Here is a 14,683-nt window from a genome sequence, read left to right as displayed (position 1 = left end):
TATACGGCAATTAAATAATATAAAATTTATAGTTTTTCTATTTTATAAAAACAATTGTTTACTATTTACTGGTATAATTTGGTGCCTCTTTAGTAATCGTGATATCATGTGGATGACTTTCACGCATACCAGCAGCTGTAATTTGTACAAATTGTGCTTCTTGTAACTTATCTATACTAGCTGCACCAACATAGCCCATACTGGCACGCAAACCGCCAATATATTGATACATTACCTCTGCCAAAGTACCCTTATATGGCACGCGGCCTACAATACCTTCTGGCACTAGTTTTTTAATATCATCTTCCACATCTTGGAAATAACGATCTTTTGAACCTTGCTCCATGGCCTCGATAGAACCCATACCACGATACGATTTGAACTTACGTCCTTCGTAAATAATGGTTTCGCCTGGGCTTTCCTCTACTCCTGCGAATAACGAACCTGCCATAACCGTACTGGCACCTGCCGCAATTGCTTTGGCAATATCTCCAGTATGTTTAATTCCACCGTCGGCAATTACCGGAACACCTGTACCTCTTAAAGCTTTGGCACACTCAAAAACAGCATATAACTGCGGTACACCTACCCCGGCAATAATTCTAGTAGTACAAATTGAACCTGGACCAATTCCGACTTTAACTGCATCGGCACCCGCCTCAGCCAAAGCCTTTGCAGCCGCACCTGTAGCAATGTTACCTGCAATTACTTGTAGTTCTGGATATTTAGCTTTTACTTCTTTTAGCTTATCAATAACTCCTTTTGAGTGACCATGAGCCGTATCAATGGCAATTACATCAACACCAGCTTTCACCAAAGCATCTACACGTTGCATGGTATCAGCAGTTACACCAACGGCCGCACCTACACGTAAACGACCTTTTTCATCTTTACACGCAACTGGATAGTTTTTAACTTTTTGGATGTCCTTAAAAGTGATCAAGCCGCTTAAAAAGCCTTGCTCATTTACCACAGGTAGTTTCTCGATCTTATGGTTTTGCAAAATCTCTTCTGCTTCTTTTAAGGTAGTACCCTCGGGAGCGGTAATCAAATTTTCTTTGGTCATCACCTGCGCAATAGGTTTGCTCATATCCTTTTGGAAACGCAAGTCCCTATTGGTAATAATACCCACCAATTTATTATCAGAAGTAACCACCGGAATACCGCCGATTTTATGTTCCTTCATGATCTTAAAGGCATCTGCAACCACCGAGGTCTCCAACAAAGTCACTGGATCTTGGATCATCCCACTTTCCGACCGTTTCACCTTGCGTACCTCTTCAGCCTGTCTGTCAATGCTCATATTTTTATGAAGCATTCCCAATCCTCCATTTTGCGCAATGGCAATAGCCAGTTCCGCTTCGGTAACAGTATCCATGGCTGCCGAAACCAAAGGAACGTTCAACTGGATTTTTTTGGTTAAGAAAGTGCTAGTGTTAACATCTCTAGGCAATATTTCTGAATACGATGGTACTAAAAGTACGTCATCATAAGTTAAACCTAAAGCAATAAATTTTTGGGGATCGAGTTGCATAGCAAATAAATTACGAATTATTATTTGCCGGGCAAAGATACAATATTTCTCGTTAAAATGAAATCACAATTGTTATATTTTGGTAAAGCTAATGTTGTTTCTTTTGTAATTTCATTCCTGCAGTAGCTGATTTTTTTCCTATTGTCATTCTGAGCCTGTTGAAGGAATCTTACGGCAGAAGGCTTCGGCAAGTCCAGCATGAATAATTACCGTACAGTATGCACGAAAAGAATATCTATTTTCTTTGGTTTGTAGCGTTCATGAAAGATACTGCGTATTGGACTAAAAACCTAACTATATGAACAAACTAAACCTATACTTTATTTATTTATTACTATTTGGACTTTTTTTGACCATCGGTTGTAAAAAAGAGAAGAAGCAAAGTAAAGTTGAAGATGAAAAAGAGCTTCAACAGCTCATGTCGCAAATTAAAACCTTAGCCGAAACCAGCAAATGCGGCGACAATGTGGAGGTTTTAACTGTTCCTGTCGGACACAAAGCTTGTGGCGGACCAAAAACATATATCCCTTATACTGCTAGTATTGATGTGAGTTTACTTAAAAATTTAGCGGCCAAGCATACGGAACTAGAAAAAACATACAATAAAAAATGGAACATCACATCCGACTGTTCTATGGCAAGACCTCCAAAATCGGTAACCTGCCAAAATGGAAAATTGGTTGTTGAATATTAACAGGAAACTAAATCAATTCGTATGAAGCGTCCTCTATTCATAAAACTGATTACAGCTTTCTTATTTTTCAGTTTCTTAAGCTGCAAAAAAGAAAATGCAGAAAACAAAAAAACTTTAAACAAACTTTACGAAATGTTTAAAGATGGAAGCATTAGCATCTGTCAATATAACGGGCAAACAGTTTATACGGCCGCAATCAATGCATACGATACTGGAGGAAGTATTTTTGATAAAAATGGCAACCTCATAGGCAATTGTAATTACGCTTGGGGGTCAAAACCTGATCCCATATGTGGTCAGGTAACAAATTGCAAAACAATTTATATGGTTAAAGATAACATATGGGGACAACCTGCGATTAATCTATTTAGATTAGGTCAATAACCCCATTTTTATAAAAAATTAAATCTTAACGAAAATGGAAAATTTATTTTTATACCTTAAAGTTTCATTTCAATTCTTCTTCGACAGATATTTATCCTAATTTCACTACAACTATTAGGGATATATTTAGATGAAGAATTTATTTGCGGCAATTTTGTTATTTATTGCCAGTTTCAGTTATGCACAAAACTTCAAATATGCGTTTGTAACCGATACTCATATTGGCACCGCAACTGGTGAAGAAGATTTACGAAGAACCGTTACCGACATCAACAAACAAAACGATATTGATTTTGTACTGGTAACCGGCGACATTACCGAAATGGGAACCAATGAAGAACTTAAATTGGCAAAAGAAATTCTCGCTAATCTCAATAAACCTTATTATGTTATCCCAGGTAACCACGATACGGGATGGTCTGAATCGGGTGGAGTTTCCTTTATCACCACCTTTGGGTACGACAAATTTACTTTTGACCATAAAGGTTTCCGTTTTATCGCATGCGCCTCGGGCCCATATGTACGCATGAGCGATGGACATATCCCTCGTGACGCTACCGTTTGGCTTGACAGCTTGCTGAAAAAAACACCTAAATCAATGCCTATCGTTTTTGTGAACCACTACCCTATTGACAATAGCTTAGACAACTGGTATGAAGTGACCGACCGTTTAAAAACAAAAAACATTCAGTACGCTATTTGTGGACATGGGCACCAGAACAAAGCTTATAATTTTGAGGGGATAGCAGCCACAATGGGACGATCAAATCTGCGAGCAAAAGATAGTATTGGTGGCTACAATATTGTGAACATGACCAAAGACACCGTATATTTTTCCACTAAAAAACCTACCGAGCAATTACTCCCTGCTTGGCGAAAAATTGCGCTTAAAACATTTGTCAGCGATGGAAAAAACTATGAAAGGCCCGATTTTTCTATCAACAAAAAATATCCCAACGTAAAAGCACTTTGGACTTATCATTCTAATGCCAATGTAGTAAATACACCGGCTTACAGTAATGGTTTAGTAATTTTTGGGAATAGCTTGGGTTTAGTTGAAGCGTTAAGCCAAAAAACCGGGAAACGGGTCTGGACTTACCAAACAAAGGGGGCTATTTATTCTTCTCCAATAATAGCTAATGGATTGGTAATTCTAGGTTCTGGCGATGGGAATATCTATGCTTTAAACCTAGCATCAGGCAAGTTGAAATGGAAATCAATAGCTAGCAAATCTGTTTTGGGATCACCAATAATTGATGGGCAAACGTTGTTTATTGGCGCAAGTGACCATACCTTTAGAGCATTTGATATTAAATCAGGGCAAATTAAATGGGAGTTCAAAGAAGTGGAAGGTACCATTGTAGGCAAACCACTCATTTACCAGGGCAAGATCATTTTTGGTTCTTGGGGCAGGCATCTATATGCTTTAAACATCAATAATGGCAGTTTAGTATGGAAATGGAATAACGGAAGCGCCAACAGAATGTTTTCTCCAGCAATGGCTACACCTGTGGCAACAAATAGCACTATTTATATTGCAGCTCCAGATCGCGTACTTACGGCCATTGATGCCAATACTGGTACAACCTTATGGCGAAACGCCCAAGCTAAAGTCCGTGAATCTATTGGCATATCAGCAGATAGTACATTAATTTATGGCAAAACTATGCAAGATGAGATTGTTGCCTATGAAACCACACGAACAGACGAAGGGCTGGCCTGGCAATTTAACGTTGGTTACGGCTACGAACATACACCTTCGGACCTGATTGAACAAAACGGCAAACTTTTTTTTGGGACTAAAAATGGTACAATCTATTGCATCTCGCCAAAAGAGAAGAAAACGTTATGGGCATATAAAATAGATAACTCAATGGCAAACACTTTTAAGGTGGTTGATGATAAAACCTTGTTGGTTAGCACAATGGATGGAAAGGTAACATTAATACAAACAAACTAAAATCTTAATTTCAAATTTCACTTATATTGTTTTTCTTTATTATCATTGTGCTTTAAAGACAAACAAACCATGAGAATTAACCGCCTTATCTACCTAATGGGCATTTTATGCCTATCGGTAACCGCCTACGCTCAAAAAAAAGAATTCAAGTTCGGCAAAATTAATCCAGAAGATTTTAGTATCAAACCCAGCGGACAGGATTCTGCAGCCGCAGCCATTAAACTTTTTGATGTTGGAGAGTGCTATTTCCAATTTAACCAAACCAATGGCTTCGAATTTGTATTCGAAAGACACGTTCGTTATAAAATCATCAACAAGAATGCTTACGACCTAGCTGATTTCCAAATCCCATTATATAGGAGCAGCAATAGTGCTAGAGAAAATCTATCTAGAATGGAGGCTGCCACTTATAATATGGAAGACGGTAAAATGGTGGTAACCAAACTTGGTAAAGATTCTAAGTTTACCGAGGAATTCAACAAGAACTATCAAATTAAAAAATATACACTAGGTAATGTTAAAGAAGGATCAGTCATAGAATATAAATATTCAATCAGTTCTCCTTTTACATTCAATTTAAGGGGCTGGACATTTCAGTCAAGCTACCCAACCCTTTATTCAGAATATAATGTAAAAATACCTGAATATTTCACCTATAAACCCTCATACCAAGGCTATTACAAAATTAACCAAACTAAAAACGAAAGCATAACTGCCCATTATGTTACTGGCCTTACTTCAAGTGCGAAATACACGCAATACGTACTGGAAAATATTCCAGCAATGAAAAAAGAGCCTTTCATAACTACCATGGACGATTATTTGACCTCTATCGATTTCGAATTGATGGGCACCCATTATCCTAATGATATTTATAGGGACCTTACTGGTAATTGGCCTAAAATTATCAAAGCTTTAGCTAATGACGAGAATTTTGGTTCATTCGTAAAAAGAAACTCGGCCGCCAAATCATTGCTTCCAAGTATTATTAAAACAGAGACCGACACTTTAAAGGTGATTACCTTAATTTACAACCACATTAAAAACAACGTAAAATGGAATGATAACTACAGTATTTATACTAGCGAACTAAATCCAAAAACCTTGTTAGATAAAAAAACAGGGAACTCGGCTGATATAAATCTCTTGTTATTGAATTTCCTTAGAGAAGCAAAGATTGATGCAAATGCGCTTTTAGTGAGTACAAGAAGTAATGGAATGCACCCAGGATTTCCACAAATCAGTAAGTTTAACAGTGTATTGGTACATGTTAAAGGATTGGGAGGAAAGGATTTGATTTTAGATGCTACCGATAAAGACCATTTTCTGGGAATGATTGCTTATGAAAATCTAAACCACCAAGGTTTTTCTGTAGACATTAAAACCGAAACCGGTTCTTGGATTGGCATGGAACCAACATTTGGAGACGAAAAAGTATACAATTACACCTTAACACTTGATAAAGAAAACAAGTTAAAGGGAAATATGACGCAATACTATAAAGGTTATAGCGCACTGTCAAGAAGAAATAGATATCGTTCTAACGCAAGTGAGACTGAATTTATAAAGAATATCAAAAAAGATAAACAAGGCTTAGAGATAGATAGCTACAAGCTAAATAATCTCGACAACTTTGACGAAATTTTAAGCGAAGAGTTAAATGTGACCATCGAAGAAAATGTGGAAGAAGCTGGAAATTTGGTTTATTTAAATCCACTGTTATATGAAAGGACCAAAGAAAACCTCTTTAAGCATGAAACTAGAAGTTTCCCAGTTGATTTTGCCTACCCGGTGAAAGAAAGTATCAGAGCTACTATTAATTTCCCAGCAGAATACGACATCGAAAAACTACCTAAAGGAGGGGTATTTAAATTACCAGAGAACAAAGGTTCTTTTAGTATAAGTTTTATAAGTCAGGACAAAACCGTAATGGTTAGAAGTATAATTGAAATCAACAAAACCATTTTCTCACCTGAGGAATATTTTGATATCAAGGAACTATTTAAAGTGATTGTTGAAAAGCAAGCCGAACAAATTGTATTTAAAAAGAAATCTTAACATGCAAAAATATCTATTAACGTTATTCATGGGTTCAATTTCATTGGTTGCACAATCGCAGAACAACTATGATGCGAGCAAAATTCCAGACAATTTAAAACAAGATGCCGTAGCAGTAGTAAGAAATGAAGAACAGGTTTATGAATATAAAACCATAGGTTCGGGCACACTTAAACACAAAATTGCTATTACCATTCTTAGCAAAGCAGGAGACGATTATGCTGAATTTGCAGAAGTTTATGATCGTTTTTCCAATATTTACAGCGTAAAGGGAACACTTTATGATGCCACTGGCAAAAAAGTGAAAGATTATAAATCGTCTGATTTTCGCGACCAAAGTTTGGTTTCTAGTTATTCTATTTTTGAAGACGACCGCATCAAGCAGTTGAATGCTTCCAGCACTACTTATCCCTATACGATAGAATACAGCTATTCAAAAGATTACAGTGGCATTTTAACGCTTCCTTCTTGGAGGTCTCTGAAAGGTTATCATATTGCTACAGAAAAATCAAGTTACATCTTCCAAAAAAACAATGGATTAAATGTACGCTTTTTAATGAGCGAAGGCCTGAAAACCGACTCTACTACAGCAAATAATAAAACTACCTATTCTTGGGCGGCCAGCAATATTCCCGCTACTATTCATGAGCCTTTAAGTACAGGCTTAGATCAATTATCGGCTTGGGTTAAAATTGCACCAAATCAATTTGAATTTGACAGCTCAAAAGGCGATTTGAGTACCTGGAATAGCTTAGGTGCTTGGATTTCGAAACTTAATGAAAGCGGTGACAATTTACCTCCCGCAACAAAATCCATTGTACAGGGTTTAATCAAGGATGCCAAAACGGACCGTGAAAAAATACAGATTCTTTATAATCATTTACAACAAAACACTCGCTACGTGAGCGTTCAGCTGGGCATTGGTGGTTTTAAACCTATTTTAGCCGAAAAAGTAGCGCAAGTAAATTATGGAGATTGCAAGGCATTATCCAATTACATGAAAGCATTGCTTAAAGAAGCCGGTATCCAGTCTAATCTAATTGTAATTGGAAATGGTATGCCAGAGCTAAATAAAATGTACTCGAGCATTGGACAGGCCAACCATATGATTTTGGCTGTACCATTAGCTAAGGACACCACATTTTTAGAATGCACCAGCCAAAATTATCCAATGGGCTATATCGGCTACAGTAATTCGGATAGAAACGTATTAATGGTGACGGAAAATGGAGGAAAACTTATCAGAACTCCAAAATATCAAAGTAAAGACAACTATCAGTTTAGCAAAACAGCCATTTCACTTGCCGAAGACGGTACTGCAAGTGTTTCCATTAAATCAAGTTACGGTAATGCTCAGTACGAAGACTACATCTCACATCTTTTGTCTGAACCAACCGAAGTGCGTAAGCGCACTTTACAGAGCCTAGAATTTGCAGACGCAGAACTACAGCAGGTAAAATTTGAACAAGCTGATAAAAAATTTCCCGTAGTTAATGGAGAAGTTAATTACAAAACCAAGCAGTTGTTAACTAAGGGTGGAGACAAAATGTTTCTAGTGGTTAATCAGGTCAATCGTAAAGAAAGTGTGCCAGAAAAAATCACCAATAGAAAAACATCCTTTGCCATTCCATTTGATTATAATGATGAAGATGAAATTACCTATACATTGCCCGCAGGCGTAAAAGTAGAATTTTTACCAAAAGACGTTAAACTAACTTCTGAGTTTGGTGAATATAGCGCGTCGTTTACAACCAGTGGAAATACCATTACCTATAAACGCACTCAAACTATGAATTCGAAGAAATACCCTGCTTCGAAGTATAACGAGTATGTAGATTTTTATAAAAAGATCTATCAGGCCGATAAGTCAAAAGCAGTACTAAGCAAATAGCATTAAAAAGCCCCGGACAAAGGTCTCGGGGCTTTTTAATTAAACTTTCTTAGCCTTTATTTCTTCCCTACTACCACTCTCGCCATCGCATTCCAATCTAAATATCGGTTAGCCATCTCTTTCAGATTTTGTGCAGTAATATTCCTAACGGTTGCTACATAATTGCTATAGTAACCGTAGTCCAATCCAAAAAAGTGGATGTTCTTGAACTTATCGGCATGAGAAAAAGCATTTTCCAAACTGCCCAACATAGAGCCCAACATATAATTTTTAACCAGGTCTAGTTCTTCATCAGCAACAAGATCTTGCTTTAAAAGCGTAATTTCCTTTTCAATTTCTTTTAAGGCATCGGCACATACATCGGCGCCAACTTCAGTGGCTAAAAAGAAATAACCTGCATGTTTTAAAGAAGCAATGCCCGAGCCAATGCCATAAGTATAGCCCTTATCCTCACGTATGTTAGCCATTAAACGAGAACCAAAATATCCCCCTAATACGCAGTTCAATACTTGCAAAGCAGGAAAATCTACATGGGTACGGTTAATGCTTAAATTACCCATTCTAATTGCAGACTGTAAAGCATCCGGTTTTTCAATATAGATATCTTGACCACTTTTAGCCGAAAAGCTCAAATGATTTCGGGCAAAGCTTTGACTATTTTCCCAAGCACCGCCAAAAATCTTATTCAAGATATCAAAGTCCTTATCCAAAAACTTTCCAGCAATGATGATGGTACAATTTTGTGATTGAAAGGCTGCTTTGAAATAAGCAAGCAAATCTATTTGCTGCAATTGGTCATAATCCGAAGGATTAATATCCGAGCCGTAAGCCGTATTCCCAAAAATAGCATGGGCAAAAATTTTACGGGCCAAATAATCATTCTTTTGCAAACTCACCTGCAATTTTTGCTTTTGGTTTTGTTGGTATATTTCCAGTTCGTGCTGCGGAAAAATGCTCTCGTTCAACACCGAATATAAAATAGGCAGTACCGAAGCCAAATGCTTGGTCAGCGTGTACAACGTAATGGTAGTAAAATCGGCACTATACTCTGTTTGCAAAAAAGCACCGTAGTAATCAACGCCATCTGCAATTTGTTTTGCGGTTAATTTTGAAGTTCCGCTATTGATCAAGCCATTTACCGCTACTGCTAGCAGGGGCTTTTGCTCGTTCCAGTTTCCATTCTCAAAAATAAACTCAATACGTACCAATTCCTGTTCACCAGCATTTAAAATATAAACCGGCAGCCCATTGGCCAGTTGTTTTGAGCTGGGTTGGATAAAATTAATATCACCTACCTGATTAAACTCAGGAGCTATTGTTCTGTTAAGCATTGGCTAAATAATATAAGGTTGATGATTTTTCTTTCTTAAATGTGGCGTTCGCCACCGTCTTGATCTGCTCGGCTGTAATACCCAAGTATTTATTGATTTCTACGTTCAACAAAGCTGCATCGCCCAAAAGTTCGTAATAAGCCAAATTCATCGCTTTATCCAACAAACTCATTTCGGCAAATACCATGATCGATTCCGATTTATTTTTCACTTTGGTCAATTCGTCATCACTCACCAACTCTGTGCTAATGCGTTCAAGTTCTTTCCAAATCGCATTTTCAGCTACTTCCATACTTATTCCTTCTACCAATTTCCCTTCTACCACAAATAAACCTTCGTCTAAACTGCTAGTGATATACGCATTGATTTCGCTAAACAACTTTTGTTCTTTTAACAAACTATTGTACAACCTCGACGATTGTCCCTGCGATAAAATATCCGACAGCAAATCGAAAACTTGGTAGTTAGCATCTGTTCTGCCCGACATTTTAAATACCTTATAAATAGCATTCAAAGGCACATCCGCTTTTACCGTCAAGCTTCTTTCCGCTACTTGCTCTGGCTCCTGGGGGAGGTTTCTCTCATATTTATCTCCCGCTGGAATTGGTCCAAACCATTTTTCGGCCAATTGCTTTACTTCCTCGGTTTTTACGTTTCCGCCTACTACCAAAATAGCATTCTGCGGATTATAATGCTTTTTGAAAAACGCCTTCACATCTTCCATTTTCGCATTTTCAATCTGTTCCAAGTCCTGCCCAATGGTTGCCCAACGATAAGGATGTTTTTGGTAAGCCAACGGGCGTAATTTAAGCCAAACATCGCCATAAGGCTGATTGAGGTAACGTTGCTTAAACTCCTCGCAAACTACATTACGTTGTGTCTCCAAACTCTTTTCCGAAAAGGCCAAGCTCAACATCCTATCGCTCTCCAACCAAAAAGCCGTTTCAATATTGGCCGCAGGAAGGGTAATGTAGTAATTGGTAATATCGTTGCTGGTAAAGGCATTATTTTCGCCTCCTACCCGTTGCAAAGGTTCATCATAGCTAGGAATGTTTACAGAACCGCCAAACATTAAATGTTCAAACAAATGTGCAAAACCCGTTTTTCCCTCCTCTTCGTCCCTAGCACCAACATCATAAAGTATATTTAAAACTGCCATTGGCGTGGTTGCATCCTCGTGCACCAAAACCTTTAAACCATTGGACAGCGTAAAACGATTAAAATTTACCATAGGCAACAAAGATAATCGAATTGTTGAATTGCCAAATTGTTCAATTGTTGCCAGAGTGTAAAGATGAATTGCATGGTAATTTATACGTTAAAATTCGTTAATCTGAGCAATCTCATCATCTGTTAATCCTGATAATACTTACCTTTGTGATATGAATACAGGAGAATTACTGCAAAGGGCACTTCATTTTGATTTTTTAAGCAAAGAGGAAGGTGTGTTTTTATATCATAATGCCAGTACCGCCGAATTGGCTTACGTAGCAAATGAGCTTAGAAAAATACAGGTGCCCAGTGGTAAGGTGACTTGGCAAATTGACCGCAATGTAAACACCACCAATGTTTGTATTGCCAATTGCAAATTCTGTAATTTTTTTCGCAGGCCAGGACATGATGAAAGCTACATTACCGATATTGAAACCTACAAGGTAAAGATTGAAGAGACTTTTCGTTTGGGCGGCGACCAATTGTTGCTACAAGGTGGCCACCATCCTGATTTAGGCCTTGATTTTTACACGACGTTGTTTAAGCAACTTAAAGAGCTTTATCCAGATCTAAAACTGCATGCTTTGGGTCCGCCAGAAATTGCACATGTGGCTAAACTGGAAAGCCTTTCACACACCGAAGTGTTAAGAGCACTAAAGGAAGCAGGATTAGACTCGTTGCCCGGAGCCGGAGCCGAGATTTTGAATGACAGGGTGAGAAGACTTATTTCGAAGGGAAAATGTGGCGGACAGGAATGGCTTGATGTGATGCGTGCCTGTCATCAATTAGATATTACGACTTCGGCCACTATGATGTTCGGCCATGTGGAAACCATCGAAGAGCGTTTTGAGCATCTGGTTTGGATACGTGAGGTACAAAGCGAAAAACCTGCCAATGCAAATGGCTTTTTGGCCTTTATTCCTTGGCCTTTCCAAGATGATGGTACTTTATTGAAACGTTTAAGAGGCATCAGCAATAATGTAACTGGCGACGAATATGTTCGAATGATTGCTTTAAGCCGTATCATGTTGCCTAACATTAAAAATATACAAGCTAGCTGGCTAACGGTTGGTAAATCAGTAGCGCAACTTTGTTTACATGCAGGGGCCAATGATTTTGGTTCCATCATGATTGAAGAAAATGTAGTTTCAGCCGCAGGAGCGCCACACCGTTTTACGGCAAAAGGCATACAAACGGCTATTAGAGAGGCTGGATTTGAACCGCAATTGCGTGGACAAAAATATAACTACCGTGATCTACCTGAACACTTGGAAGAACAGGTAATTAATTACTAACGGCTTTTTAAAACCTTTCAGATGAAAAGAATTGCCTTGGCTTGTGTTTTTGCATTATGGAGTGTATCTGCTTTTGCTCAAAAAAATTGGGTAAAGCAAAAGTTAACGAGTCGTTTTACGGCAAGTTTTCCATCTGCTCCGAGCCAAACGGCCAGTACTACTTATGCGCTTAAAGACAGTACACACGTAATTTACACCGCCACTTATAGCTTTATCGCCCAAAACTTAAAGGTAGAAGAAAAGGTATTTGAAAAACTAGCCGCCACTAACGAATTTGCCAGTGAATTTTTAAGTACACTACAAGCTACACTCCCTCAATACAGTCTAGAAAAACTACAGCTTAAACAACACAAAAACTACGTCAACTACCTCACTTCTGGCAGAAACGAAACAGACAAGAAAACAATTTTTATGAATATTGTTTTTGTAAATGGTGTGTACTACAGCCTTTCATGCATCATTCCAGACGGCGAAAAACTTGACAACAAAGATACTTTCTTAAACGGCTTTCAGGTTACCAAATAAAAAAGCTTTCAAAAAGTTTTCTTCTTCATTGCTAAGCAACGACATAAAAAACTTCTCGAAAGCCTTCACAGTTTATCTTTTAATCAACTACAATCTAAACCCTGGTTTAAGAAACAAATTAGCAATGGTCACCACTTCGGCCTTGGTTAAAAACTCATCAAAAGATTCTGCGGCTGCGGCTTTAGTTACCGCGGTACCATTAATCGCCGTAATTTCAACCCCCGCCTGCAAAGTGGTATTTTCCCTGGCGTAAACAGGATCTACCGCAGCAATTCCAGTATCGTTAGAAATACCTCCCGCACCTAAGCTAATCCAAGGCTTTAATCCTGTGGCACCATTTGCAGCCAACATTTGTCGTAGGTGTGAGGCATGCCTCGCTTCTACCGAGTGAATTTGTAAAGCAGTGGTCAAAACGGCATTTCCTTTCAAAACAGGAGCTTGGCCCTTGTAGGCTCTCACACCTGTGTCTTCAAAGGCAGTAGCCACTTTTAAAAAGGTTACATAATCTGAATAAACCGTTCCAAAAGTACCACCTGCGGTAAAATCAAAATTATCGTAGATCAATTCCGCTCTTGCGGCACTTCCCAATGCACCTTTAAGTAAATCTACATGTGCCTTTTCGTGGTTCCGTATGGTTGTAATTGCACCATTTGGTGCACCAGCAGGAACTAGCGTTGGTGTAGCCACCAAAGCATGATTGTAAAAATGATACTCCAAATATTCTAAAGTAAGGGCAAAATTCAACACCTCGTTAACTGCCGTTGGGGTAGTTTGACCATAAGCCTTGGTGAACAATGAGCCTAAGGCCAAAGGCATTGCAGCCAAGGATATTTTTTTCCCGATTTGGAAAAAGTCCTGCATTGCTTTTCTTCGAGGATTTATTCTTTCATAAATCTCACCATCAACTTTTTCAATCTCATCTAATATGCTTAAAATATTCATAATTTCTAGGTTTTAAGGTTAAAGGTTAATTACGTTAATTTTGGTTTTGATGTATGTACCAGCCACTGCAAGTACTTTATCTGGCGTTAATGCCCCATCTAAACCTCCAGCTACATTGGCCCCCAATGAGCTCAAACTTGTTAGGTCGGCAAAACTTCCATTACTGATCTGATCCCTCACCCATGCTGCATGCCTGGCCTCTACCGAAACAATCTGTCCAGCGGCAACCAAATAGGCATCTGTTTTTAACCTTACCCCTGCTCCATTATAGGCTGCAACCCCTAAATCTTCAAATGCTTTTGCAGCAGCAAGTACACTTGTAGCATCACTAAAATTGATAGAAGAAAAATCTACGTCCAAACTTCCAATGGCAGCAGTACCCAATACTTTTTTTAAAAATTCGCGATGTGCAATTTCATGGAACTGAACGTCTTGAAAATAGTTTTTTTGAGCAGTAGTAAAACTCGAAGGCGGATTTGAGGCTACTTTGATATAAAATGCTGCCTCCAATTGCTCCAAGGCATAGGCATAGTTAAGTACGCCAAAATCATCTTTAAAATCCAGTGTAGTACCAAAAGACATACTTGGTGACCTATCCTTTTTACATCCTGCTGCAACTAACGCTACCACCGCGGCACCAGCACCAGCATACTGCAAAAAAGCTCGTCGTTGGAGCCTTGCATCTAAAATATCTGTTTCTTTCGGAGATGTTTCGTGGTTCTCTTTTAAATTTTCCATAACAAGGTTTTTTAGGGTTTTAGTTAAAAGGTTATTTACTACACATACGAGATTCATCAAAATCTGGATTTCGCAAAAGCAGAAATATTTTCAATTACCTTCATTTTTTGATAAATTGA

The 14,683-nt window shown here is 38.3% G+C and carries 12 protein-coding genes; 7 read left to right on the top strand and 5 right to left on the bottom strand.

The genetic code is table 11. From position 1 onward, the window contains the following. Nucleotides 1–61 precede the first annotated feature (61 nt). A complete protein-coding gene (guaB, locus tag ABDV71_RS07955) occupies nucleotides 62–1,534 on the bottom strand; it encodes an IMP dehydrogenase (RefSeq protein WP_343531918.1) in 1,473 nt (490 codons plus the stop codon). 298 nt (nucleotides 1,535–1,832) lie between these two features. Between guaB and ABDV71_RS07950 the strand changes: the two genes are divergently transcribed. The 5 genes from ABDV71_RS07950 (at nucleotide 1,833) to ABDV71_RS07930 (ending at nucleotide 8,521) form a co-directional block, all read left to right on the top strand. Next, on the top strand, nucleotides 1,833–2,228 hold the full coding sequence (locus tag ABDV71_RS07950; RefSeq protein WP_343531917.1) for a hypothetical protein: 396 nt from the start codon (nucleotides 1,833–1,835) through the stop codon (nucleotides 2,226–2,228). A 21-nt stretch (nucleotides 2,229–2,249) separates the two neighbouring features. Next, nucleotides 2,250–2,612 (top strand): hypothetical protein, encoded by a 363-nt coding sequence (locus tag ABDV71_RS07945; RefSeq protein ID WP_343531916.1) that lies wholly within the window; start codon nucleotides 2,250–2,252, stop codon nucleotides 2,610–2,612. Nucleotides 2,613–2,742: 130 nt separating this feature from the next. Beyond that, nucleotides 2,743–4,572: a PQQ-binding-like beta-propeller repeat protein gene (locus ABDV71_RS07940; RefSeq protein ID WP_343531915.1), complete on the top strand. Its 1,830-nt coding sequence runs from the start codon at nucleotides 2,743–2,745 to the stop codon at nucleotides 4,570–4,572. Between the two features lie 69 nt (nucleotides 4,573–4,641). Next, nucleotides 4,642–6,630 carry a DUF3857 domain-containing protein gene (locus ABDV71_RS07935; RefSeq protein ID WP_343531914.1) on the top strand — a complete coding sequence of 663 codons (1,989 nt, stop codon included), beginning with the start codon at nucleotides 4,642–4,644 and terminating at the stop codon, nucleotides 6,628–6,630. Between the two features lies 1 nt (nucleotide 6,631). Then, nucleotides 6,632–8,521, top strand: coding sequence for a DUF3857 domain-containing protein (locus tag ABDV71_RS07930; RefSeq protein ID WP_343531913.1), 1,890 nt, complete (start codon nucleotides 6,632–6,634; stop codon nucleotides 8,519–8,521). Nucleotides 8,522–8,577: 56 nt separating this feature from the next. Here the strand turns inward: ABDV71_RS07930 and ABDV71_RS07925 are convergent, their stop codons facing one another. Further along, nucleotides 8,578–9,852: a pitrilysin family protein gene (locus tag ABDV71_RS07925; RefSeq protein ID WP_343531912.1), complete on the bottom strand. Its 1,275-nt coding sequence runs from the start codon at nucleotides 9,850–9,852 to the stop codon at nucleotides 8,578–8,580. After that, nucleotides 9,845–11,083: a pitrilysin family protein gene (locus ABDV71_RS07920; protein WP_343531911.1), complete on the bottom strand. Its 1,239-nt coding sequence runs from the start codon at nucleotides 11,081–11,083 to the stop codon at nucleotides 9,845–9,847. Before ABDV71_RS07920 ends, ABDV71_RS07925 begins: the two co-directional genes overlap by 8 nt. Before the next feature lie 151 nt (nucleotides 11,084–11,234). On the opposite strand from ABDV71_RS07920, the gene mqnC reads away from it, so the two are divergent. Both mqnC and ABDV71_RS07910 read left to right on the top strand, forming a co-directional pair. Then, nucleotides 11,235–12,359 carry a cyclic dehypoxanthinyl futalosine synthase gene (gene mqnC / locus ABDV71_RS07915; protein ID WP_343531910.1) on the top strand — a complete coding sequence of 375 codons (1,125 nt, stop codon included), beginning with the start codon at nucleotides 11,235–11,237 and terminating at the stop codon, nucleotides 12,357–12,359. 21 nt (nucleotides 12,360–12,380) lie between these two features. Continuing rightward, entirely contained in the window at nucleotides 12,381–12,884 is a 504-nt protein-coding gene (locus tag ABDV71_RS07910) for a hypothetical protein (RefSeq protein WP_343531909.1), read from the top strand. A gap of 87 nt (nucleotides 12,885–12,971) precedes the next feature. On the opposite strand, the gene ABDV71_RS07905 is transcribed toward ABDV71_RS07910, so the two are convergent. Together ABDV71_RS07905 and ABDV71_RS07900 are read right to left on the bottom strand one after the other, a co-directional pair. Next, nucleotides 12,972–13,826 carry a ferritin-like domain-containing protein gene (locus ABDV71_RS07905; protein ID WP_343531908.1) on the bottom strand — a complete coding sequence of 285 codons (855 nt, stop codon included), beginning with the start codon at nucleotides 13,824–13,826 and terminating at the stop codon, nucleotides 12,972–12,974. Nucleotides 13,827–13,844: 18 nt separating this feature from the next. Continuing rightward, nucleotides 13,845–14,564, bottom strand: a complete 720-nt coding sequence (locus ABDV71_RS07900; protein ID WP_343531907.1) for a ferritin-like domain-containing protein — start codon at nucleotides 14,562–14,564, stop codon at nucleotides 13,845–13,847. Nucleotides 14,565–14,683 lie beyond the last annotated feature (119 nt).

The organism is Pedobacter sp., assembly GCF_039594775.1.
GTDB lineage: Bacteria > Bacteroidota > Bacteroidia > Sphingobacteriales > Sphingobacteriaceae > Pedobacter.
This window is presented reverse-complemented; position numbering and strand designations above follow the sequence as displayed.